General features: G+C 61.3%; 22 protein-coding genes. 19 read left to right on the plus strand and 3 right to left on the minus strand.

Annotated elements, in window-relative coordinates; genetic code table 11:
- The first annotated feature begins 452 nt into the window (after positions 1–452).
- From GYA94_RS18030 to GYA94_RS18040, 3 genes are all read left to right on the plus strand, one after another.
- Positions 453–968, plus strand: a complete 516-nt coding sequence (locus tag GYA94_RS18030) for a sigma-70 family RNA polymerase sigma factor (protein WP_029886101.1) — start codon at positions 453–455, stop codon at positions 966–968.
- A complete protein-coding gene (locus GYA94_RS18035; RefSeq protein ID WP_161892806.1) occupies positions 965–1,888 on the plus strand; it encodes a FecR domain-containing protein in 924 nt (307 codons plus the stop codon). Before GYA94_RS18030 ends, GYA94_RS18035 begins: the two co-directional genes overlap by 4 nt.
- A gap of 108 nt (positions 1,889–1,996) precedes the next feature.
- Complete coding sequence (locus tag GYA94_RS18040) at positions 1,997–4,420, plus strand: TonB-dependent siderophore receptor (protein ID WP_161892807.1); 2,424 nt, start codon at positions 1,997–1,999, stop codon at positions 4,418–4,420.
- Positions 4,421–4,449: 29 nt separating this feature from the next.
- On the opposite strand, the gene GYA94_RS18045 is transcribed toward GYA94_RS18040, so the two are convergent.
- A complete protein-coding gene (locus GYA94_RS18045; RefSeq protein WP_161892808.1) occupies positions 4,450–5,454 on the minus strand; it encodes a GntR family transcriptional regulator in 1,005 nt (334 codons plus the stop codon).
- Positions 5,455–5,752: 298 nt separating this feature from the next.
- Here GYA94_RS18045 and GYA94_RS18050 point away from each other — a divergent pair, with 298 nt between their 5' ends.
- From GYA94_RS18050 to GYA94_RS27700, 11 genes are all read left to right on the plus strand, one after another.
- Positions 5,753–7,111 carry an amidase gene (locus GYA94_RS18050; protein ID WP_161892809.1) on the plus strand — a complete coding sequence of 453 codons (1,359 nt, stop codon included), beginning with the start codon at positions 5,753–5,755 and terminating at the stop codon, positions 7,109–7,111.
- Positions 7,112–7,174: 63 nt separating this feature from the next.
- Positions 7,175–8,056: a polysaccharide deacetylase family protein gene (locus GYA94_RS18055; protein WP_009684840.1), complete on the plus strand. Its 882-nt coding sequence runs from the start codon at positions 7,175–7,177 to the stop codon at positions 8,054–8,056.
- A 56-nt stretch (positions 8,057–8,112) separates the two neighbouring features.
- A complete protein-coding gene (locus GYA94_RS18060) occupies positions 8,113–9,471 on the plus strand; it encodes an MFS transporter (RefSeq protein WP_054911555.1) in 1,359 nt (452 codons plus the stop codon).
- Between the two features lie 15 nt (positions 9,472–9,486).
- The gene (locus GYA94_RS18065) at positions 9,487–10,248 is read left to right on the plus strand and encodes an SDR family NAD(P)-dependent oxidoreductase (protein ID WP_054911554.1); all 762 of its coding nucleotides are present in this window, start codon (positions 9,487–9,489) and stop codon (positions 10,246–10,248) included.
- 48 nt (positions 10,249–10,296) lie between these two features.
- Positions 10,297–11,046, plus strand: a complete 750-nt coding sequence (locus tag GYA94_RS18070) for an SDR family NAD(P)-dependent oxidoreductase (RefSeq protein ID WP_054911553.1) — start codon at positions 10,297–10,299, stop codon at positions 11,044–11,046.
- 8 nt (positions 11,047–11,054) lie between these two features.
- A complete protein-coding gene (locus GYA94_RS18075) occupies positions 11,055–11,354 on the plus strand; it encodes a hypothetical protein (RefSeq protein ID WP_054911552.1) in 300 nt (99 codons plus the stop codon).
- Entirely contained in the window at positions 11,351–12,340 is a 990-nt protein-coding gene (locus tag GYA94_RS18080) for a CobW family GTP-binding protein (protein WP_161892810.1), read from the plus strand. The genes GYA94_RS18075 and GYA94_RS18080 overlap by 4 nt, the downstream gene beginning before the upstream one ends.
- Positions 12,337–13,518 carry an ABC transporter substrate-binding protein gene (locus GYA94_RS18085; protein ID WP_009684847.1) on the plus strand — a complete coding sequence of 394 codons (1,182 nt, stop codon included), beginning with the start codon at positions 12,337–12,339 and terminating at the stop codon, positions 13,516–13,518. The genes GYA94_RS18080 and GYA94_RS18085 overlap by 4 nt, the downstream gene beginning before the upstream one ends.
- Positions 13,515–13,859, plus strand: coding sequence for a hypothetical protein (locus GYA94_RS18090; protein WP_161892811.1), 345 nt, complete (start codon positions 13,515–13,517; stop codon positions 13,857–13,859). Before GYA94_RS18085 ends, GYA94_RS18090 begins: the two co-directional genes overlap by 4 nt.
- A gap of 109 nt (positions 13,860–13,968) precedes the next feature.
- Entirely contained in the window at positions 13,969–14,460 is a 492-nt protein-coding gene (locus GYA94_RS18095) for a DUF1543 domain-containing protein (protein ID WP_161892812.1), read from the plus strand.
- Between the two features lie 183 nt (positions 14,461–14,643).
- Complete coding sequence (locus tag GYA94_RS27700) at positions 14,644–14,802, plus strand: hypothetical protein (protein WP_009684850.1); 159 nt, start codon at positions 14,644–14,646, stop codon at positions 14,800–14,802.
- A 70-nt stretch (positions 14,803–14,872) separates the two neighbouring features.
- Here the strand turns inward: GYA94_RS27700 and GYA94_RS18100 are convergent, their stop codons facing one another.
- Positions 14,873–17,227: an FdhF/YdeP family oxidoreductase gene (locus tag GYA94_RS18100; RefSeq protein WP_161892813.1), complete on the minus strand. Its 2,355-nt coding sequence runs from the start codon at positions 17,225–17,227 to the stop codon at positions 14,873–14,875.
- 129 nt (positions 17,228–17,356) lie between these two features.
- Positions 17,357–18,481, minus strand: coding sequence for a mechanosensitive ion channel family protein (locus GYA94_RS18105; RefSeq protein ID WP_161892814.1), 1,125 nt, complete (start codon positions 18,479–18,481; stop codon positions 17,357–17,359).
- 209 nt (positions 18,482–18,690) lie between these two features.
- Between GYA94_RS18105 and GYA94_RS18110 the strand changes: the two genes are divergently transcribed.
- From GYA94_RS18110 to GYA94_RS18130, 5 genes are all read left to right on the plus strand, one after another.
- Positions 18,691–19,404, plus strand: a complete 714-nt coding sequence (locus GYA94_RS18110) for a DUF72 domain-containing protein (RefSeq protein ID WP_110676412.1) — start codon at positions 18,691–18,693, stop codon at positions 19,402–19,404.
- 95 nt (positions 19,405–19,499) lie between these two features.
- Positions 19,500–19,913: a thiol-disulfide oxidoreductase DCC family protein gene (locus GYA94_RS18115; RefSeq protein ID WP_161892822.1), complete on the plus strand. Its 414-nt coding sequence runs from the start codon at positions 19,500–19,502 to the stop codon at positions 19,911–19,913.
- The gene (gene folE / locus GYA94_RS18120) at positions 19,898–20,458 is read left to right on the plus strand and encodes a GTP cyclohydrolase I FolE (RefSeq protein ID WP_161892815.1); all 561 of its coding nucleotides are present in this window, start codon (positions 19,898–19,900) and stop codon (positions 20,456–20,458) included. Before GYA94_RS18115 ends, folE begins: the two co-directional genes overlap by 16 nt.
- A 34-nt stretch (positions 20,459–20,492) precedes the next feature.
- On the plus strand, positions 20,493–20,951 hold the full coding sequence (locus GYA94_RS18125) for a DUF3429 domain-containing protein (RefSeq protein WP_161892816.1): 459 nt from the start codon (positions 20,493–20,495) through the stop codon (positions 20,949–20,951).
- A 151-nt stretch (positions 20,952–21,102) separates the two neighbouring features.
- On the plus strand, positions 21,103–22,083 hold the full coding sequence (locus GYA94_RS18130; RefSeq protein WP_161892817.1) for a TerC family protein: 981 nt from the start codon (positions 21,103–21,105) through the stop codon (positions 22,081–22,083).
- The last annotated feature ends 48 nt before the right edge of the window (positions 22,084–22,131 follow it).

Raw genomic sequence — 22,131 nt, forward strand, 5'->3', positions numbered from 1 at the left:
CGGATGAAGTCGAAAGTTGGGTCGCCCGCTAATCCGTACCGCACACAACTGAGCAATTGGGGCCGCTCTGGGCCCTATCGCCGGCAAGCCAGCTCCCACAGGGATCGCCTTAGGGCTGACAGGTGTTTGCCACAAGGTATGGCAGCGCCTGTTAGAGCGAGCGCAGCTCGCGATTGCGCCGCGCGGGCGGCGCTCGATCTCACAGGCGCTGAAGATGCTCCGGCTACCCTTGCCAGGAACCATAGAATCTCCCACAGGTACAGCACAGCCCTCAAGCATTGCACGGTCCTGTAGGAGCTGGCTTGCCGGCGATTGGCTGCGCAGCAGCCCCATTGGGTGTTACTCACACTCAAGTGAACTACCCGCTAGCGGTGGTGCACAGCTTCCCAGCGAGATACAAGCCCATTACAATCGCGATGAATTCCTATTCTCGTTTTCGCGTGGGTAACAAGATGTCCGGATCGGTCACGGAAACGACGCACCATCAACACCTGCACAGGCTGTATCAGGATCACAACGGTTGGCTACGTGGCTGGTTGCGCCAACGTTTGAGTAATTCGGCGGATGCTGCCGATCTTGCCCAGGACACGTTCGTACGGGTAATGGTCGCGCGCACCGCCCATTCGCTGCAGCAACCGCGTCATTACCTGGCGACCATCGCGCGCGGGTTGGTCATCGACCTGTATCGCCGCCGCAGCCTGGAGCAGGCGTACCTGCAAGCATTGGCGTCCAGGCCGGACGTTCATGCGCCCTGTGCCGAAACCCGGGCAATCATTCTGGAAAGCCTGCTGGCCATAGACCGCATGCTCGACGGCCTGGGGCTGCGTACACGGCAAATATTCCTTGCTGTGCAACTGGATGGGCTGACGTATGAGAAAACCGCCGAGCGTTTCAATGTGTCGGTCAGCACCGTGCGCAAGCACCTGGCCAAGGGCCTGATGCACTGCCTGTTGATGGACGGCGAATGAACCAGGTACTGGCCCAGGCGGTTGAATGGCATGTTCGCCTCAATGACAGCAGCGCCACCCAGGCCACCCGCGCGCAATGGCAGGCCTGGCTGGATGCCGACCCCGTGCATGCACAAGCCTGGCAGCGTGTAGAGCGGTTGCAACAACGTTTGAGCCTGGCACCCGCTGGCGTGGTCTCCACCACCATCGAGCAGGCACGCCAGCATAGAAGGGCGGTACTCAAACAGCTGGTCGTGCTGCTTGGGGTCGGTGCAACCGGCTGGGCAGGCTACCGGGCTTCGCCCTTTGCAGCCGACTACAGCACGGGCGTCGGCCAACGCCAGCGGCTGACGCTGGCCGATGGCAGTGTACTGGTGCTGGATACCGCGACGCGGGTGGATGTGCTGTTCGATGCCCAGCAACGGCTGATCGTGTTGCGCCAAGGTGCCATTCTGGTCGATACCGCAAAAGATGATCGCGCCCTGAGCGTGCAGACTGCGCAGGGGCGTGTCGAGGCGCTCGGCACCCGATTCACGGTGCGTCAGGACGAGGGCACTACCCGGGTTGCCGTGCAAGCGCATGCCGTGCGGGTCAGGCCGCAACTGGGCCTCGGCCAGGCACTGCGCGCCGAAGCGGGGCAGGCCGTGAGCTTCAGCGCAACCACCATAGGCCCCCTGCAGCCAGCGCCAGAGCAGGGCTCTGCGTGGGCGCGCGGCATGCTGGTTGCCGTGGACTGGCGCCTAGATGCGGTGCTGGCCGAGCTCTCCCGCTATCGCCACGGTGTGCTGAGCTGCTCGCCTGATATCGCCGGCCTGCGGCTCTCCGGCACTTTTCTGCTCGACGATACCGAGGGCGCGCTGGCCAACCTCGAGGCCTCACTGCCGGTTCGGGTCCGCCGCCTGACCCGTTACTGGGTAAGGCTGGAGCGCCAGGCGGCATGACGGTGAATTTTTCTGCATAGAGGGGTAACAGATTTTCATTCCTGTTTCGGCTCTACCTGCATGTGCGCATCAGACGCACCCATTGCCAACGCTGACAGGAAACCTTTCATGCAAGTACGCCCCCTCTTTTCTGGCCTTTGCGGCCAACCCACAGCACGGGCCCTGTGCTTTGCTGGCGCCGTATTGGCGGTGACGCCTGCCTGGGCCAAACCGATCGACTATGACATCCCCGCTGGCACGTTGGCTGCCGCCTTGAGTCAGCTCGCTGCCGCCAGTGGCGTGATGATCACCTTCAGCTCGGAACAAACGGCGGGCTTGAGCTCGCCAGGGCTGCACGGTAGCTATGAGGTGGAGCAAGGCTTCGCCCATGTGCTTCAGGGCAGCGGGTTGCGCATTGTGCAGGCTGGCGAAAAACGGTTCGTTCTCGCCAGCATGGAAGCCGGCGGGGCCCTGCAGCTGGGCGCTACCACCATCGATGCAGCAGGCCTGGGTGCCATCACGGAAGGGACCGGCGCCTACACCACGGGTGCCACCAACGCCGCCACCAAGCTCGCCTTGTCATTGCGCGAAACCCCGCAAACGGTCAGCGTGATGACACGCCAGCGCATGGAAGACCAGCAACTCACCACACTGAGCGATGTGCTGAAACAGACGCCAGGCCTTTCCGTGCAGAACATCGACAGTGAACGCGTGAACATCTATTCGCGTGGGTATGCCCTGGACAGTTACCAGTTCGATGGCATCCCGACCACCTTGATCGTGCAAACCAGCGCAAGCCCGCAGAGCCTGATCGATACCTCGGTCTATGACCGGGTCGAAGTCGTCAGAGGCGCCACCGGTTTGATGACCGGTGCCGGCGACCCCTCTGGCAGTGTCAACCTGGTCCGCAAGCGGCCAACCGCCGGGTTCCAGGGCTCGGTCAGTGCCGGCGCAGGCTCGTGGGACACGTATCGCACCGAAGTGGATGTGTCTGGCCCGCTGACCACCGATGCGCGCTTGCGCGGCCGCGCTGTCATGGCTTACCAGCAGGGCAACAGCTTCATCGACCACTACCAGCAGGAGAAGCAAACGTATTACGGCATTCTGGAAGCTGACCTCACCGACAGTACGCTGCTGACGGTCGGTTTCGACTACCAGAAGAATGACCCGCGTGGCGTATCCTTCGCCAGCTTCCCGTTGTTCTACAGCGACGGCGGGCAGACTGACTTCCCACGCTCCATCAACGCCGGGGCGCGCTGGAGCTATCGCCAGCAGAACACGCTCAATACCTTCGCGACCCTCGAGCACGGCCTGGCCAACGACTGGAAATTGAAGGTGGCCGTGAACAACATGTACAGCACCCGGGACTATTCGCTGGCTTCGCTCAGTGGTGGGGCACCTGACCGTGAAACAGGTGAGGGCGCCTACCTTTATGGGGGAGATGGCTATGGCTCCCAGCGCCAATTGGGTCTCGACGCCATGGCCCAGGGGCCGCTCCAGTTCCTGGGCCGCGAGCATGAACTGGTATTGGGCCTGAGCGCTTCGCAGTTTAAGGACTACAGCGACCCGGACGATGACGACCTGGAGATGCGCCCGGCCAATATCCATAGCTGGGACAACGACACCGAGCGGCCGACATCGGTCGGTAAACTGATGAACGACGACACTACGATTCGCCAGGATGCGGCGTACATGGTGGCACGCTTCAAGCCGGCGGACGATCTGTCGCTGATTGTCGGTGCCCGTGTCGGTGACTACAGCTACAAGAAGAAAGCCATCTACAACCCGCCTTACACGCGTTCGTCCAGCACTGCCGAAAGCCGTGAAAGCGGCTTCATAACGCCTTATGCCGGGGTGGTGTATGACCTCAATGACATTCATTCGGTGTACGCCAGCTACACGACGATCTACAAGCCTCAAGCCCTACGAGAGCAAAACGGCAGAAACCTGGAGCCGAGGGAAGGGGACAACTACGAAGTTGGCCTGAAAAGCGAGTTCTTCGACGGCCGCGTCAACACGGCCATTGCCCTTTATGAAATAAAACAGGACAACCTGGGGGTTCCCACTGGCGAAACCGTGGAAGGCACAGTGCGCGAGTCGGCCTACCGCGCGGTGGCCGGCGCGAAAACGCGCGGTATCGACATGGAAATCTTTGGCGAAGTGCTCCCGGACTGGAATGTCAGCGCAAGCTACAGCCATAGCGTTACCAAGGATGCCGACCATGAGCGCATCAGAACCGAAGCACCGGCTAACCTGATAAAGCTCTGGACGACCTACCGTCTTCAAGGGGGCCTGAACCCATTGACCATCGGCGGGGGCCTGAACTGGCAAAGTGGCATGAGCCTGACGACGAGCCAGGGCAAGGCAACGCAGGAACAGTATGCCGTGTTCAACGTGATGGCGCGTTATGACATCACCCGGCAGCTGAGCGCTTCTGTCAACGTCAACAACGTGTTCGACAAGCAGTATTTCAGCGCCCTGGACCCGACCTTCTTCACCGGCTACTACGGTGAGCCACGCAATGTCATGTTCAGCACCCGGTACGCTTTTTAACGCGGGGAGGGTGCAGGCCCGCCGACGCCTCAGGCCAGCCTTTGCAGATAGCCCGGCGCGTCAGGTTCGGGCAGCACCGACAGCACCTTGAGCCGCTGCAAGGTCCGTTCGCGGGCCTTGCACAGGTGGTCACGCAGGCATGAACAGGCAGTGTCGACGGTGCCGTACAGCAAGGCTTCGAAGACCAGGCGGTGCTCCACCAGCATGGCTTCGTCATTGCTGGACTGCAGGGCTTCGTGCAAGACCCGGCCGACATTCATGGGGATCTGACATTGGCGAATGACTGCCGCCATGCGGGTATTGGCCACGCCGGCGATGCAGGCCACATGCAGGTCCTGCTCGAGTTGTTCGATGTCGGCGCGCTTCACATGACGGCCGGCGGCCTGCGCACTGACTACACGGTGCAGCATCGCTTCAAGATCACTGCGGCTGACATGCTCGACGCCTTGGCGCAGGGCATCCGGCTCCAGCAGCATCCGTAGCTCGTAATCGTGCTTGACCGCCTGGGCCGTCAGCGGGCCGGCGAGCCATTGCGAGTATGGCTCTTTTTCCACCAGCCCTTTGTCGCGCAATCGCATCAACGCTTCCCTGACGACATTCCGGCTGACGTTGAGTTCTTCGGCGGCACTCTGCTCATCGATTCGGTAATGACCAAAGACCATGAACCGCACAACCGTCTGGGCAAGGTGGTCGTAAATACGCTCACCTACCGGGCGGTAATCGATCAGGTCTTCTTGTGGCTCCAGCCCCAGGAGCTTGCGCGTGAGCGGTGCGCGCAACGGGGTTTCGCTGGTGCCCTGGGGGTCGACGAGAAAGCCCCGGCCCTCGAAGCGGCGGATCAGCCCTTCCTCATGCAGCAGGTTCAGGGCCTGGCGAACCGGTACCCGGCTGGTGCCGAACAGTTCTGCCAAAGGCCCCTCCACCAGCACCAGCCCTGGCGCCGTCTGCCCACCCAGAATCGCCTCGCGCAGGGTGTTACGTATGATCTCGTAACGAGAGGCCGGGCGGTCTTCAAGGGGCTGGGTAGCAGACATCAGAGGGTTCTCATGAAGCGTGGGAGGCCAGTTTCGCACAAGCGAAGCGAGATGTGACCGGTCGCCGGTGACACCGCTGTGAACGGTTTTGGGGCAGGCTGTTACCGAACACCCCAAAATGTATCATCCAGTAAAACATACATTTAATAGGCGCGACCGTGATTGGCTATAGCGGGCCATCGCCAGCCCTTGGCAAACACGGATCCGCGCATTTCAATGAATCGCTGCACAAGGTTGGCACGACGCATGCTTATGCAAATGTACGTATTACACAAATGTACATTTAAGAGGTTTTGCCATGCGTGCCGATGCGCTTTCCCTGGCCGGGCAGTTTGCCGCGGGAACCCACGACCCTGTCACTGCGATGGAAGCGGCACTGGTGAGCGCTCAGCAGGTGCCGGCTGCATTCATCACCCTCTGCGAGGCGCGGGCGCTGCGCGAAGCGGCTGCGGCCAAGTGCCGCTGGCAAGCCGGGCAACCGTTGTCTGCCTTCGATGGGGTACCGGTCGTCTGGAAAGACCTGTACGACCTGGCCGACCACATCACCACTGCAGGCGCGAAGGTGCGCTTGCACGCGCAACCGGCGCCGCGTGATTGCGCACTGGCCACGGCGCTCAGCCGGGCGGGCATGGTCAGCGTGGCAAAGACCAACCTCAGTGAGCTGGCGTATTCGGGGCTGGGCCTCAACCCCCATTTCGGCACGCCAACCAACCCGGAGTTCGCCGGTGCCGCACGCGCGCCGGGTGGCTCGTCATCGGGGTCGGCAATAGCGGTGGCCCAAGGTGTGGCCCCTATCGCCATGTCGACCGACACTGCCGGCTCCATCCGGGTGCCGGCGGCGTTCAATGGTTTGGTCGGTTACCGCAGCAGTGCCAAGCGGTACTCATTCGAAGGGGTCACCCCCCTGGCACGGTCCCTCGACTCGCTGGGGCCCATTACCCGTAGCGTGCGCGATGCCATCGTCCTCGACAACCTGCTGCTGGGCGACCGGCTTGGCATGCCGCTAGACACCGTTGCCCTGCCCATCGCCGGGCTCAAGCTTTGCGTGGATGCGCAGTTGCTGGGCGACGCGCGCATTCAGCCAGAAGTCAGGGCCAACCTTGTTGCGGCACTGGAGCGGTTGGCTGCAGCCGGCGCGGTGGTCGAGCACAAAGCTGTCCCGGCCTTCCAGCAAGCACTGGAGGTGATCGAGCAAATCGGTTGGCTGGGCGGCGCAGAGGCATTTGCCCTTTACCAAGGGCTGCTCGACAGCCCGCAGGCCGAGCAACTGGACCCCCGGGTGCGCAAGCGGCTCGAGGGCGCCCGTGCCTACCCAGCCAGCAAGCAAGTGCTGCTGTACCAGGCTGCCGAAGCACTGAAAGCACAGATCGCGCACGAGCTGGACGGGGCCTTCCTGGTAACCCCGACCGTCGGCCATGTGGCGCCACTGCTGGCACCGCTGGAAGAGGACGCCGAGCTGTTCGTTGCTACCAACCTGGCAACGCTGCGGCTGACCATGCCGGGCAGCATGTTGGACATGCCTGGCGTTGCGTTGCCAAGCGGCACGGGGGAGGCAGAGCTACCTACCAGCCTGCTGCTTTCGAGTTCGAGTGGTAATGACAAGGCCCTGCTGCGAGCTGCATTGGCGATCGAACCCTACGTGCGCGCTGGGCTTTGAGCCAGCCCACCGGGCAGGCAGCGGCGCGCCTGCAATCAATTGAATAACCAAGAGGTCGAGATAATGACAAAAGAAATTTTTGTATCGATTGGCGTTGACGTGGACGCGGTAGCCGGTTGGCTGGGCTCCTACGGGGGTGAGGATTCGCCCGACGATATCTCGCGTGGGCTGTTTGCCGGCGAAGTGGGCGCGCCGCGTCTTCTCAAGCTGTTCAAGCAATATGACCTGCGCACAACCTGGTTCATCCCGGGCCATTCGGTGGAGACCTTCCCCGAGCAGATGAAGGCGGTGGTGGAAGCGGGGCATGAAGTGGGCATTCATGGGTACAGCCATGAGAACCCGATCGCGATGACGCCGGAACAGGAAGAAATCGTTCTGGACAAGTCGATTGAAATCATCACCCGGTTGGCAGGCAAGCGGCCCACGGGCTATGTGGCCCCGTGGTGGGAGTTCAGCAACGTTACCAACGAACTGCTGCTGAAGAAGGGCATCAAGTACGACCACAGCCTGATGCACAACGACTTCCACCCTTACTACGTTCGAGTGAAGGACAGCTGGAGCAAAATCGATTACAGCCAGCACCCCGATACCTGGATGAAGCCCTTGGTGCGCGGTGAAGAGACCGATCTGGTAGAGATCCCGGCCAACTGGTACCTCGATGACTTGCCGCCGATGATGTTCATCAAGAAATCGCCCAACAGCCACGGCTTCGTCAACCCGCGCCACCTTGAAGAGATGTGGCGTGATCAGTTCGACTGGGTCTACCGGGAGAATGACTACGCGGTATTCCCCATCACCATTCACCCCGATGTGTCCGGCCGGCCTCAGGTGCTGCTCATGCTCGAGCGGCTTATCGAGCACATGAAAAGCCACCCAGGTGTGAAGTTCGTCACCATGGACGAAATCGCCGACGACTTTATCCGGCGCCAACCGCGCAAGCGTTGAGCCACTGCTTCGGTTAGCACGTTTTCAAGCGGATCCAAAACAAGAGAAGCGCCGATATGACCACTACGCAAGCCACCACCACGGCTCCTGTGACCGAGCCTGGTACCTGGAAACCGGTACAGCTGGAATCCAGAGATGTCAGATACGCAACCTGGATTGCTTTCTTCGCCTGGGTTTTTGCAGTTTACGATTTCATCTTGTTCGGCACCCTGCTGCCGGTCATGGGCGGGCATTTCACCTGGAGTGAAGCTGAACAGGCGGAAATTGCCACGTGGGTAGCGGTCGGCGGCGCTGTCGTGGCCTTCATTGTCGGGCCGCTGGTGGACAAGATCGGGCGCCGTGGCGGGATCATCTTCACCATTGGCGGCACCGCACTGTGCTCTGCGCTGACAGCGGTGTGTGCCGGCATGGGCAAGGGGCCGTTGATTGCCGTGCGTTCGGTGGCAGGGCTGGGTTACGCCGAGGAAGGGGTCAACGCTACCTACCTGACCGAGGTGTACGCAGCGTCGACCGACCCGAAACTGATCAAGCGCCGCGGCTTCGTCTACAGCCTGGTACAAAGCGGCTGGCCGGTTGGGGCGTTGATCGCAGCAGGCCTGACGGCATTGTTGCTGCCGCACATTGGCTGGCAGGGTTGCTTCATCTTCGCCGCTGTACCTGCGCTGGTAGTTGCCATCCTGGCGCGCAAGCTCAAGGAAAGCCCCCAGTTCCAGGTGCATCAGCGCATCCACCAATTGCGCAAAGCGGGCGACGAACCTGCCGCGCGCAGCCTGGCGCGCGAGTACAACGTCGACTACGACGAGCACGCCAAAGCCGGTGTTGCTGCTGCTTTCCGTGGGGCGGCCCTGCGACCGACCGTGGTCTTGAGCCTGGCGATCCTGCTTAACTGGTCGGCTATCCAGGTGTTCAGCGTGCTGGGCACCTCGGTGATCGTGAGTGTTCACAAGCTGTCGTTCGAGAACTCCTTGTGGATCCTGGTGTTGTCCAACCTGGTGGGCTTCATCGGCTACCTGGTTCACGGTTGGCTGGGTGACCGGATTGGCCGGCGCAATACCGTAGCGCTGGGCTGGATGTGTGGCGGCCTGGCGTTCTTCGCCATGATCCAGGGCCCCAGCGACCTGGTCACGGTCATCGCTTTCTACAGCCTTGGCCTGTTCTTCCTGACCGGCCCTTACTCCGCCATGTTGTTTTTCATGGGCGAGAGCTTCCCCACCAGTATCCGTGCCACAGGCGGCGCCATCGTGCATGCCATGGGGCCGATCGGCGCCATCGTCGCCGGGCTGGGGATTACCAGCGTGTTGTCCACTGGCGGTGAATGGCACAGCGCGGCGCTCTGGTTCGGCGCGCTGCCTTGCTTCCTGTCGGGCTTGATCATGCTTGCCGCCCGGCATGTCGAACCTCTTTCAGTCAAATAACCAGGAGTTGCACACATGTCTCGACCCGTAGCGTTGGTCACTGGGGCTGCCAGTGGCATTGGCCAGGCGGTCGCCGTCGCGTACGCCCGGATGGGTGTGCGCGTGATGGGCGGCTACCTGCCCGCCGACCCGCATGACCCTGCTGAAACGGAGCGGTTGGTCGCCCAGGCCGGCGGCGAATGTTCGATGATGGCGATGGACGTTACCGACAGCGCTTCACTGGATGCCATCGCCGCCGCGGCAGTCGAACGTTTCGGTCGGCTCGATTATGCCGTGGCCAACGCCGGGCTTTTGCGCCGGGCGCCGCTGCTGGAAATGTCGGACGAGCAATGGAATGAAATGCTCAACGTCGACCTTACCGGCGTGATGCGCACCTTCCGCAGCGCAAGCCGCCACATCGGGGAAGGCGGCGCACTGGTGGCCATTTCGTCGATTGCCGGTGGCGTGTATGGCTGGCAGGACCACGCGCATTACGCAGCGGCCAAGGCTGGGGTGCCCGGTTTGTGCCGCTCCCTGGCGGTGGAATTTGCCCCCAGGGGCATCCGTTGCAACACCATCATTCCCGGCCTGATCGAAACCCCGCAATCGCTGGACAGCAAAAATTCGCTGGGCGCCGACGGCCTGGCCAAGGCGGGCAAGGCGATCCCGTTGGGGCGCGTAGGGCGCGCCAGCGAGGTTGCCGACCTGGTCTGCTTCCTGACCGGCCCTGCGTCGAGCTACATCACCGGCCAGAGCATCGTGATCGATGGCGGCCTTACGGTGCGCTGGCCTGAATAGGAAATTGCTGCGCCGCAAGCTCGCCTTGCGGCCGCGAGGAGAACAAGCATGAAACCATTGCAGAACCGCCGCGCCGTCATCACCGGCGCAGGGAGTGGCATCGGCGCGGCCATCGCCCACGCCTACGCCGATGCGGGCGCGCTGCTCGTGTTGTGTGACCGCGACCCCCAGCGCCTGGCGCTGGTCGCGAACCAATGCCGCGACCGCGGCGCGCAGGTGATCGAATCTGTCGCTGATGTGGGCAGCCGGGAGGGTGCGCAAGCCGGTGTAGATGCTTGCGTGGCAGCGCTGGGGGGCATCGACGTGCTGGTCAACAATGCCGGCATGCTGACCCAGGCCCCCTGTGTGGACCTGACCCAGGAAATGTGGGATGAAATGCTGCGGGTGGACCTGACCAGCGTGTTCGTCGCGAGCCAGCGCGCGCTGCCGTACATGCTGGCGCAGCAGTGGGGGCGCATCATCAACATCGCCTCCCAGCTGGGGATCAAGGGCGGTGCACAACTGGCGCACTATGCGGCAGCCAAAGCCGGCGTGATCGGTTTCAGCAAGTCGCTGGCACTGGAGGTGAGCAAGGACAACGTACTGGTCAACTGCGTGGCGCCAGGGCCGATTGAAACCCCGCTGGTGGAGGGGATCAGCCAGGCGTGGAAGGTTGCCAAGGCCAAGGAGCTGCCGTTGGGCCGCTTCGGCAAGGCTGAAGAAGTGGCACCGATCGCCGTGCTGTTGGCGAGCGAGCCTGGCGGCAACCTGTTCGTCGGGCAAACCCTTAACCCCAATTCCGGCGATGTAATGCCTTGAGGTGAGCCATGTGTGGACTTTGCGGCCTGATCGGTGAGGACGCCCACTGGAGCGACCCGCTGGACACGAGCCTTCCCGCCCGCCGCGAGCGCTTGCGGCGCATCGCCGCGATCAATCAGGTGGTAGCACCCTTCAGGCTCAAGGTCAGTGACGTGCAGGGTGCGTCGTATCTGGTGCAAGGCCCTACCGGCAAGCAAGGTGTTGCCGCGGGCCTGGATCAGCTCTGGCAGACCGCCGAAAGCATACTGGGGCGCACCCTTGACCCCCTGGATCCGCGAATCCTCGATCACCTGGAGGCGTCGGCATGAGCCTGCAGATCAATGTGCTGACGGGTTTTCTGGGCAGTGGCAAAACCACCTTGCTCAAGCGGGTGCTGGCCAATGCCGACATGGGCGATACGGCGGTGCTCATCAACGAGTATGGGGAGGTGGGGATTGATGACGTGCTGGTGCAGGAAGTTGCACCCGACACGGTGTTGCTGCCGAGTGGATGTGTCTGCTGTTCGGTAAGGGGGGATCTGAAGCAAGCGCTGATCGACCTTCACGGCAAGCGTGCGCGCGGGGAGGTTCCGGCTTTTCGCCGCGTGCTCCTGGAAACCACAGGCCTGGCCGACCCCGCGCCCATTCTTGCCACGCTGCAGCGAGACCCTCAACTGCGCGGCCGCTATCACGTGGGCCTGATGGTGACGGTGGTCGACGCCCAGCACGCCATGCTTCAGGAGCGGATTCACCCCGAGTGGCTGGGCCAGGTCACGGCTGCCGATCGGCTGCTGGTGAGCAAGGCAGACCTGGTAAGCGCTGCGGTGCTCGAGCCGTTGGTGGCACACTTGCAAGCCCTCAACCCAACGGCATCCATCGCGTTGGCGAGCACGGTCGGGCAGGGCGATGAGCAGCTTCTGGGCGAGGGGCTGAGAAGCCTGGAGCCCGATGAGGAGGTCGCCAGGTGGCTGCTGTTTGCGCCCACCCGGCAGCCGCACCACGGCGGCGCCCAGGTGTGTGCACTGGAGTACGACACACCGCTGGACTGGCTTGCCTTCGGGGTTTGGTTGTCGATGCTGCTAAGATGCCACGGAGACCGAATTCTGCGGGTCAAAGGGATCTTGAATGTGATCGATGCTGAACAACCTATCGTCATTCACGGCGTACAGCACTGCCTGCATCCGCCTGTGCATCTTCGCCAGTGGCCAGGGCAGGCGCGGCGCTCGCGCCTGGTGATCATCGTGCGCGATCTGGATACCCAGCTGCTGCGCCGCTCTTTCCAGGCTTTTTTGCAGCGCCTGGGGCGTGCGGCATGAGTGGCCCGGTCACGTTGCGGGTATTGGGCACATCGGTCACGCTGCTGGAGCCCATTCGCTTGCGCGCGGAAAAAGAACTGGGCATTCGCATCGAGTACCAGATCCACGACGTGCAGACGGTTCAACGCATTGCGTTGATGCACCCTGAACGCTATGACCTGTACGACCAATGGTTCCATAGCATGGATTTTGTCTGGCCGGCCGGCGCCATCCAGCCCATCGACATCCGCCGGGTCGCCTTGTGGGACGAGATCAACGACCTGCCCAAGCGGGGCCGGCTGCACGCTGGGGATGAGCTCGCCGGCGGCAGCCTGCCCTGCGACCGGCTGTATGTTCAGCATGACCGGACCCTGGCCAACCGCCCGACAGACTGGATCAGCATGCTGCCGCTGACCCACAACGCGGACAGCTTTGCCTACAGGCCGGACCTTCTGCCGCCGGGGTTCGGTATCGAGAACGAGAGCTGGTCCTGGTTGGTTGACCCCAACTGGTGTGGGCATGTGGCGTTGCAGAGCGATGCAGCCATCGGGGCGCTGGACGCGGCACTGGCGGTGCAGGCCAAGGGGTTGGCCACGTTCGATGTGATCGCGAACCTGCGCCTGGACGAGATCGACCAGCTTGCGGCAGTGCTCATCAAGCTCCAGCGCCAAGGCCATTTCGCCGCGTTCTGGTCTGATGACCGCGACGCAGGCAAGCTGATGCTGGGCCCCAAGGTGCACATCGAGAGTGTCTGGTCGCCTGCCTTGATGCAGCTGCACCGCGAAGGCATTCAGTACCGCCAGGCCGTGCCCAGGGAGGGTTATCGTGGCTGGTTTGGTGGCCTGTCGTTGTCCCGTGCCGTTGAGGGTGGGGTGAAGGATGCGGCCTATGCCTACCTGAACTGGTGGTTGGCAGGTTGGCCAGGCGCGATGATGGCCCGGCAAGGGTTCTACATTTCCAATCCACTGCGCGCGCGAGATCACCTGTCGGCGGCTGAGTGGGATTACTGGTACGAGGGCAAGCCAGCCCGCGAGCAGTTGCTGGGCAGTGATGGCGAACCGCTGATCGAGCCTGGGCAGCTACGCGAAGGGGGCGCCTACGCCGAGCGTGTGGGCCGTATCAGGGTCTGGAACTCGGTGATGGATGAGCATAATTATCTGGTGCGCAAGTGGGCTGATTTTTTGCGGGCGGGTAAATGAGCCGGTCGCAGACCGGCGCCAAATACCCACGCACGCCGGACGGGCGCTATTTCGTCGTCAACGGCCAGCTCTGGCGCTGCAGCAACCCTGCGCTTGCAGACGAAGCGCGCCAGCACCTGGTGGGCGCGCTGATGGAGGCGCGGCGGGCCGTGAAGCAGGCAAAAGCCTGCGACGATGCAGCCGCTTTGAAGCGGGCCAGGGCAGCGGTCAACGATGCCAAGGTTGCATTAGGCGAGCGTGGGCCGGTGTGGTGGGATGACGGTAGCCCTGATTACAACCGCTACAAGGCTACCAACACCCCTTATGCTGCCTGGTACGACCGGCTGGTCGCGCAGCTGTGAAGGCCTTCCACCGTGCGGGCAAGGCCGCGAAGGGCGCCAGCGTTCAGCGCCGAACCGATCTGATACCGAGCCCGGGGCTCGGTGAACTTTTACCAAGGTGGACGACTAGATGCTTTTCGTGGTGCTGCTTGGGGGCAAACACCCCCAGGCAAAGATTGAGGTTCACGACATTGTGTTTGCGGCCGCGGATACGCTGGAGCAGGCATACCCGCAACTACGGGACGGTTGGTTTGGCAGCCCCAAAGGCGTGCACGTCGATGCCTGGATGGCCGTCGATGGGGTTGACAACTGGCGCGTCGAGCTCAGCCCGCTGGCGCCGTCGCCTGAATCCCTGCGGCTCTACTTCATCAACCTGGGCGGTTACGACGCCCAGGCTTTTGGCGAGGCGCACGAGTATCTGCTGGTGGTCGCGAAGGACAAACGAGAGGCCATGGCGAAGGGCAAGAAACAGGCCATGGCGCATTGGTCGCAAGCTCACAATGATGCAGTGCTGGATGTCGACGACTGCCTGCCCATTGACCAGGTGGGCGGGCGTTTCGTGCACCTTGTGGAGGGGCCGCATGCCGGGGTACGCAGCCGGAACCAGTACATTGTCCTTTGATAACGGTCGTGGCAGTCAGCTTGCTGGTTGAGGCATGGTCAAGCTCGTTTCTGAGCGTGGTATTCGGCCGGCGGGCTTCTCAGTTGAATTTTCCCCGCATTTCCCCCCTCACACGCATGAGTAACAGAGCGCTGTAAGTGGCATGCCACCTACAGCTAACCCCAATTGCCTGGAGGCTTTGCCATGCAACCCGAAACCAAAGGTCATGAAGAGCACGGACCGAGTGGCGTGCCGTTCATCAACGATCCGGAAAAGCCGAGTTCACCGCCTTTGAATGACGCTGATGCCACGGATGCTGCTGAGGCTGAAGAAGACATCGAGGACGATGGCCAAGCGCTGTGAGCAGCAGCGGGTCACGGATGACCATCGTTTCAGCCCGCCCCCTGGCTACTGGGGGCCGGTTTCAAGCGTGCTACACGACCTGATCTGTTGCGGGTACGGCGTGTGCCAGATCTTCAGCATCGGGCCGAGCATGCAGGAGCACGACAGGCACCGATTTCGCGGCGGGCACTTTGCTTCGCTTGGCATAGTGCCACAAGGGCACGAGCGCATTGGCCTCGGGGTAGTAAGCGGCGGCGCAGCCCACCGGTATGTCATAGGCGATAATCTGAAAAGGGCCTGCCTCGCGGCGAACCGTCGGTTCCACAGCTGTACGCAAGCGAACCCAGCCCCCCGGCACGAAGCCCAGGCGGACGATATCGTTGCGGTTGAGGAACACCACTTTGCGCGTGCCCTTTACGCCCCTGAAACGATCGTCGTAACCGTACACGGTGGTATTGAACTGGTCATTGCTGCGCAACGTCATCAGTTGCAGGACATCACGGCCGGCTTCGCCCGTCAGCACGTCGTCGTCTTCATCCAGCGTGCCTGGGGTAATGAACTGCGCTTTCCCTGAAGGCGTAGCCCATTGCCGCTGTGACACGCCCAGCGGGCGATGGAACCCGCCGTGCTCCCACATCCGCGTCTCGAAGTCATGGAAAATACTTGGATAAACCTTGCTGATGGCTTCACGAACCAGGGCATAGTCGTGCTTCCAGTGTGCCCAGGGAATGTCGACCGTGTCGCCCAGCGTCGCCAGGGCCAACTCTGCGATGATCGCCAACTCCGAGCGCAGCTGCTCTCCTGCGGGTTCGGCGTGGCCGCGCCAGGCGCGGATGCAGCCGGTGCTGTCTTCAGTGGTGTAGGTTTGTTCGACGCCAAGCTGCCGGTCGATCTCGATCCTGCCCAGGCAGGGCAGCAGCCAGGTGCTTTCACCAGGGACCAAGTGGGTGCGATTGAGCTTGGTCGCGATCTGTACACTGAGGCTGAGCTGGGCCCAGGCGGGCTCCACCCGGCTGGTATCGGGCACGGCCCGCAGAAAGTTACCGCCAAGCCCGATGAACCCCTTCACACTGCCATTGAGAACGCCCTCGCAGGTGTCGACCGTCGCCAGGCCCTTGTGCTCCGGAATCTTGAAGCCGAACAGCGACTCGATCTTCTCCCCGGGTACTTTCGCAGGGTCCTCGGTGATGCCTACCGTGCGTTGGCCCTGTACGTTCGAGTGCCCTCTGACCGGGCAGATACCGGCCCCCGGTTTACCGATATTCCCGCGCAGCAATAGCAGATTGACCAGCATCTGCACGTTGGCTACCCCGTGCCGATGCTGGGTCATGCCCATGCCATAGACGATCATCACTTTCTCGCTGCGCGCATAAACGGTGGCCGTGGCCTCCATCGCGCTTCGGTTCAGGCCGGACCGTCGCTCCAGTTCAGCCCATGTGTATTGCTGCACACGCTCCATGAACTGGCCCAGGCCGTCCGTATGTTGTGCGAGAAAATCGTGATCGAGCACCGGCGGCTCGCCGTTGCTTTTGGCCCTTTCCTCCATTTCCAGAAGTGCCTTGGCCACCCCCATGACGGCAGCGGTGTCACCGCCGATGGCCACTTGGTGGTATTGAGTGCTGATGACTGTGGATTGCGGACCGAGCATTTCAGTGGGGGACTGGGGGTTTACAAAACGCTCCAGACCACGTTCCCGGATCGGGTTGAAGGTGATGATCGGGACGTTGCGCTTGCGCACCTCCTGTATCGGGTGAAGCATGCGCGGGCTGTTGCTGCCTACGTTTTGCCCGAAGAACAGAATGCAGTCGGTATGCTCGAAATCGGCCAGTGAGACCGTGCCAACCGGGACCCCAATGCTTTCCTGCAGGCCAACCGAGGTGCTTTCGTGGCACATGTTGGAACTGTCGGGAAGATTGTTCGTGCCATAGGCACGGGCGAACAACTGGTAGATGAACGATGTTTCCAGCGATGCGCGCCCTGATGCATAAAAAACGACTTCGTCGGGGCTGAGCGCGCGCAACTGCGCGCCGATGGCTTCATAGGCTTGCTCCCAGGTCACGACCTGGTAGCGATCAGTGTGCTTGTCGTAACGCATTGGGTGGGTTAACCGGCCATGCTGCTCCAGCTCGAAGTCCGACCAGCCGCGCAACTCGGTCAAGGAGTGGGCCTTGAAGAAATCGGGCGAGGTGCGTCGTGACGTCAATTCCCATGCCGTGGCCTTGGCACCATTCTCGCAAAATTCCAGGGCATGAGGGTCGCCTGGCTTGGCCCAGGCACAGCTCACGCAGGCGAAACCCTTGGGCTTGTTCAGCTTGAGCAGGGCGGTTGTGCCTTTGATCAGTGCCTGCTCGCGCCAAAGGATGTTCAGCACGGAGTGGGCCGACCCCCAGCCGCCCGCTGCAGAGGTATAGGGCCGAAAATGTGATGTGCCATGGATCATCTTCATGTCGACCTCGCCTTGCCATTTAGTGTGTCTAAACGCTACGAGTACTGGGGAGCCTCTAAGTTCGAAGCGATTCAAGGCGCGGCTGGGAACCCCGCGCACGCTGCAGCGGGGGGAAGCTGGGGGGGGCGCTCACGCGCCCCTGATGCTCAGGCCCTCGCGGCCTGGCACCGCTAAGTTGGCTTCTTGCGGCAGTGCGGTGACCTTGATCGCCCGCACCGGTACGGCGAACTTGGCGCCCACTTTGGAGAAGCGGTCGAGCAGGTGGAAGTTGATCGCCTGCTGAATGTCCATGTACAGGTTGTAGCCTGGGTCCTGGACGATGTATACGCACTCGAACTCCAACGCTTCCTTGCCAAAACCACGCAAATGAGCACGGTCGAAGCGCACCTGCGATTGCGCCTTGATAGCCTCCTCAACGATGCCAGGGGCTTTTTTCACTGCCTCGGTGGGCGAGTCGTAGGACAGGCCAAACTCAAACACAATGCGGCGTTCCTGCAGGCGTTTGTAGTTCTGGATCGTGCTGCTGATCATGCTGGCGTTGGCCATGACGATCTGCTCGCCACCCAGGCTACGGATGCGTGTGGTTTTCAAGCCCACATGTTCAACGGTGCCGGCCAACGGGCCAATGACGATGAAGTCGCCGACCTCGAAGGGTTTATCCACGGCGATTGACAGGGAGGCGAACAGGTCGCCGAGTATGTTCTGCACGGCCAGCGCCACGGCGATACCGCCGACGCCGAGGCTAGCGACGAACGCAGTGATGTTGACGCCCAGGTTGGACAGCATCGCCAGTACCACCACCGACCACAGCAGCACCCGCGCCCCCCACGCCGACAGGGTGGCCAGTGCGCTGGCCTGGGTAAGACCATCGGTGCGTTGACCCGCGAAGTAGCGATCCAGCCCCAGGCCGATGGCGCGGTTGGCCCACAGCCCGATTTGGAGGGCGGCGACCACGAACCACAGGCTGCTGACCCGTGTCAGCCAGCGCTCGGGCAGGTCGAGCATGCTCAGGCCTACCAGCAAGGACGCGAGCAGTAGCAGGGAATTGCTGGTGCCGGCCAGCACCTTGGCCAGCACATGGCTGAGCACGCCGTCGTGTTCGGCCCAGCGCCGGATGCGGTGCAGCAGGAAGCTAATGGCGGCGCGGGCGACCAGGAAAGTCGCGATGGCCACCACCATGGCCAGCAGCCAATTGAGTATGGAGATGCCGAACAAGGTAGTCTCGGTGAACAGGGCTATCAGGCGGTCATTCATGAGCAGTGGGTCTCCTGGGTGACTGGATTGATATGACGGTCTTTTCATGGGATGCCCTGACGGCGCCATAGGTCGATCGGATTTCAAAAACCGCACGGCGGCATGCTGAGTGATCGCTAGGTGAGCCAGCGCGCCGAGGGTAGCGTCCATGGAACGACAAGTGCACCTGGCGACTCCATTACAGCAACGGCGATCCATGGAGTGCCATGATGATCCACGTGGGATGCGCGGGCTGGAGCTTGCCGCGCCAGTATGCCGAGGCGTTCCCGCAGCAGGGCAGCCACCTGCAGCGCTACGCCGCGCGGTTGGGTGCCGTCGAGATCAACAGCTCGTTCTACCGGCCGCACCTGCCGGCGACCTATGCCCGTTGGGCTTGCGCTGTACCAGCGGATTTCCGCTTTGCGGTGAAGCTACCCAAGCACATCACCCACGAGTTGCAACTGGAACGCTTTGAGGCAGCGCTTGATGCGTTTCTTGGGCAATGCCAACACCTGGGTGACCGCCTTGGCTGCCTGCTCGTACAATTACCGCCATCGCTGGCCCATGATGATGGCCGGGACCGGCGTTTCTTTGAACGCCTGCGCCAGCGCCATGCCGGGCCGGTGGCGGTCGAACCCAGGCACGCCAGTTGGCAAGCGGCGCAGTCGATGCTGGTCGACTTGCATATCGCTCAAGTGGCGGCGAGCCCTTCGCGTTTTGGCGCCGACGCACAACCCGCGGGCTGGCCAGGCTTGGTCTACTGGCGCCTGCACGGCGAACCGCGCATCTACCGCAGCGAGTATTCCCAACAATACCTGCAACAGCTGGCTGCACGGCTGCGGCGCAGCCACGCTGCCGGTGCGGCTACATGGTGCGTCTTCGACAACACGGCTTCGGGTGCTGCGCTTGGAAATGCGCTGGCGCTCGAAGGGTGTCTGAGTTAGGGCATTCTGCGGCCGTCGCAACCACCTTGCCTATTGCGTATTTTATTGCTTCAGCTAACTTGTACAGAAACCTGTACATGAATGAGGTTTTGTACATGTATTGCGAGTGGCCTCAGACGCTTTACTTTGACGGGGCCTGCCCATTGTGTGCCAGGGAGGTCGCATTTCTGCGCAGGCGTTGCACGGCAGCAAAGCTCATCCTGGTTGATATCGACAGCGATGAGTTCGATCCCACACCGCTGGGCCTGACGATTGAGGAACTACGGTCCTGTTTGCACGCAAGGTTCGCGAACGGGCAATGGGTCACCGGCTTGGACGCGACCCTGTGGGCTTGGCGTGCTGCCAGTTTGGGCCTTTGGGCAGCACCCTTGGCGTGGCGCCCGTTGCGTCCAGTGCTTTCGGTTTTTTACAGATTGTTCTGTCGCTTGAGGCCAAGTCTGGCCTGGTTACCCCATCCCGATGGCGGGCAACGTTGCAAAGGTGAGGCCTCCAAATGCCACATTCGCTAGCCGAACACTACCGTGAAATCCTTGTTGGCGTGGGCGAAAACCCGCAGCGCGAAGGGCTTTTGGATACGCCTCAGCGTGCTGCCAAAGCGATGCAATACCTATGCAATGGCTATACCCAGAGCTTGGGTGAAATAGTCAACGGAGCGCTGTTCGAAAGCCAGAATGACGAGATGGTTGTCGTTCGCGACATTGAACTGTACTCGTTATGCGAGCATCACATGTTGCCGTTTATTGGGAAGGCACATGTCGCGTACCTGCCAACAGGCCGAGTACTAGGGCTTTCCAAAGTAGCGCGCTTGGTGGACATGTATGCCCGCCGTTTGCAGATTCAGGAAAACCTGACCAGGCAGATTGCGTGTGCCATGCAGGAAGTGACCGATGCGGCAGGGGTTGGGGTGGTTATCGAAGCCAAGCACATGTGCATGATGATGCGTGGTGTGGAAAAGCAGAACTCGGTGATGATTTCCTCGGTCATGCTAGGCGAATTCAGAGACTCCCCAACCACGCGGCATGAATTCCTCACGCTGATTGGCCGACACACCTGAAGTTTGGTTTTGAGTCGTGGAGGAGGGCGCACCCATGGGTCCAGTGTTCGATACGTTATCTCCGAGCCGCTTTACTATCCTGGGCTACGGTGGCTTGCTTCCATTTCTGGGTCTGGCACTGCTGGTCTGTTTTGGCGGTGAGTATCGAGATAACCTGGCTGAAGCGTTGGTTGGCTATGGGGCCGTGATACTGAGTTTTGTCGGAGCCCTTCATTGGGGGTTCGCGATGACGTTGCCGGCTTTGCCTGCTATTGAGCGACAACAGCGGCTTGTGTGGAGTGTCATGCCAGCCCTGATCGGCTGGGTTGCCATGTTGTTACCGGTGTCATGGGGCTGTTGGGTACTGGCTTCAGGATTTACCGTGCACCTTTGGCAAGACCGTAAACTGGCCAACTTCATGCCCGGCTGGTATATGCCTATGCGGATACGTTTGACGGTCGTGGCGAGCTTGTGTCTGGTATTGAGTGCCATTGTCATAGCGTTCGGAAACTGAAGTCACAGAAGAAACAAATAGCAAAATTTTCCCCCTTGCAACATTTTCGCGCTGGATAAAATCTGATGGTGTGACGCCGGGCCCCTCTGACGGTAAGTAGCCGCCATGTCGGAGTCATAGTTGTTAAACTACGACTATATAGGAGGGGCTCATGTCTGCCCTTAATGCGTATCTCTCCCAAGACGTGCTTGGCACTGATCTCTGGCTGTGGCTTTCATTCTTCGCTGTCGTGTTGACGCTCCTGGCGCTTGACCTAGGGGTTCTCCATCGTGGGAATCGAGAAATCGGTGTCAAGGAAAGCCTGCTCCTGTCAGCTGGCTATATCAGCATGGGACTGCTGTTCGCTGTCTGGGTCTACTTCCAGAAAGGCCGCGACGCAAGCATGGACTATGTGACTGGCTTCCTGATCGAGAAGTCGTTGTCCATGGACAACGTGTTTGTGATTGCCCTTATTTTCAGTTTTCTTGCCATTCCCAGAGAATTTCAGCACAGAGTGCTGTTCTGGGGGATCATGGGGGTCATTGTATTGAGGGCCATCATGATAGGCCTGGGCGCCGCGCTGATTACGCAGTTCAGTTGGATTCTCTACTGCTTCGGCGCCTTCCTGGTATTCACGGGTGTGAAAATGCTGTTCGCTCGAGTGGACCATGAGCCCGACCTGGAAAACAATCGCTTCGTCAAGTACCTACGCAGTCATCTACGTGTGACTAACGAGTTGCACGGTCAGCACTTCCTGGTCCGGGTACCTGATGCCTCCGGCAGGCGGGTATTATGGGTGACGCCGTTATTTCTCGCGTTGATTCTGATTGAGTGCGCCGACTTGGTGTTCGCCGTTGACAGCGTTCCAGCCATCTTCGCCATCACGCAGGACCCCTTTATTGTGTATACGTCGAACATTTTCGCGATACTGGGTTTGCGGGCACTGTATTTTGCGTTGGCTGCGATGATAAGTCGGTTCGCTTATCTTAAATACGCCTTGGCGCTGGTACTTGTTTTTATCGGCGGGAAGATATTCCTGCACGATATTGTTGGCAAGGTGCCTGCCGAACTTTCGTTAAGCGTTACAATTGGCCTGCTGATTGGCGGCGTGCTGCTGTCACTCTGGAAAACCAGAACGCCGGTCAAGGTTTGAAGGCATGCATCGCGCTCAGCAGGGCAGGTAGGTGGTGTGAGTGAAGGC

The organism is Pseudomonas juntendi (genome assembly GCF_009932375.1).
Taxonomy (GTDB): domain Bacteria; phylum Pseudomonadota; class Gammaproteobacteria; order Pseudomonadales; family Pseudomonadaceae; genus Aquipseudomonas; species Aquipseudomonas juntendi.

Bases quoted from the DNA above. Each gene is read 5' to 3' on its own strand.
- GYA94_RS18130 (WP_161892817.1), top strand. From the start codon at position 21,103: ATGTCTGCCCTTAATGCGTATCTCTCCCAAGACGTGCTTGGCACTGAT.
- GYA94_RS18100 (WP_161892813.1), bottom strand. From the start codon at position 17,227: ATGAAGATGATCCATGGCACATCACATTTTCGGCCCTATACCTCTGCA.
- GYA94_RS18075 (WP_054911552.1), top strand. From the start codon at position 11,055: ATGTGTGGACTTTGCGGCCTGATCGGTGAGGACGCCCACTGGAGCGAC.
- GYA94_RS18060 (WP_054911555.1), top strand. From the start codon at position 8,113: ATGACCACTACGCAAGCCACCACCACGGCTCCTGTGACCGAGCCTGGT.
- GYA94_RS18050 (WP_161892809.1), top strand. From the start codon at position 5,753: ATGCGTGCCGATGCGCTTTCCCTGGCCGGGCAGTTTGCCGCGGGAACC.
- GYA94_RS18125 (WP_161892816.1), top strand. From the start codon at position 20,493: ATGGGTCCAGTGTTCGATACGTTATCTCCGAGCCGCTTTACTATCCTG.
- GYA94_RS18080 (WP_161892810.1), top strand. From the start codon at position 11,351: ATGAGCCTGCAGATCAATGTGCTGACGGGTTTTCTGGGCAGTGGCAAA.
- GYA94_RS18070 (WP_054911553.1), top strand. From the start codon at position 10,297: ATGAAACCATTGCAGAACCGCCGCGCCGTCATCACCGGCGCAGGGAGT.
- GYA94_RS18045 (WP_161892808.1), bottom strand. From the start codon at position 5,454: ATGTCTGCTACCCAGCCCCTTGAAGACCGCCCGGCCTCTCGTTACGAG.
- GYA94_RS18115 (WP_161892822.1), top strand. From the start codon at position 19,500: ATGTATTGCGAGTGGCCTCAGACGCTTTACTTTGACGGGGCCTGCCCA.
- GYA94_RS18110 (WP_110676412.1), top strand. From the start codon at position 18,691: ATGATCCACGTGGGATGCGCGGGCTGGAGCTTGCCGCGCCAGTATGCC.
- GYA94_RS18095 (WP_161892812.1), top strand. From the start codon at position 13,969: ATGCTTTTCGTGGTGCTGCTTGGGGGCAAACACCCCCAGGCAAAGATT.
- GYA94_RS18035 (WP_161892806.1), top strand. From the start codon at position 965: ATGAACCAGGTACTGGCCCAGGCGGTTGAATGGCATGTTCGCCTCAAT.
- GYA94_RS18065 (WP_054911554.1), top strand. From the start codon at position 9,487: ATGTCTCGACCCGTAGCGTTGGTCACTGGGGCTGCCAGTGGCATTGGC.
- GYA94_RS18085 (WP_009684847.1), top strand. From the start codon at position 12,337: ATGAGTGGCCCGGTCACGTTGCGGGTATTGGGCACATCGGTCACGCTG.
- GYA94_RS18105 (WP_161892814.1), bottom strand. From the start codon at position 18,481: ATGAATGACCGCCTGATAGCCCTGTTCACCGAGACTACCTTGTTCGGC.
- GYA94_RS27700 (WP_009684850.1), top strand. From the start codon at position 14,644: ATGCAACCCGAAACCAAAGGTCATGAAGAGCACGGACCGAGTGGCGTG.
- folE (WP_161892815.1), top strand. From the start codon at position 19,898: ATGCCACATTCGCTAGCCGAACACTACCGTGAAATCCTTGTTGGCGTG.
- GYA94_RS18030 (WP_029886101.1), top strand. From the start codon at position 453: ATGTCCGGATCGGTCACGGAAACGACGCACCATCAACACCTGCACAGG.
- GYA94_RS18040 (WP_161892807.1), top strand. From the start codon at position 1,997: ATGCAAGTACGCCCCCTCTTTTCTGGCCTTTGCGGCCAACCCACAGCA.
- GYA94_RS18055 (WP_009684840.1), top strand. From the start codon at position 7,175: ATGACAAAAGAAATTTTTGTATCGATTGGCGTTGACGTGGACGCGGTA.
- GYA94_RS18090 (WP_161892811.1), top strand. From the start codon at position 13,515: ATGAGCCGGTCGCAGACCGGCGCCAAATACCCACGCACGCCGGACGGG.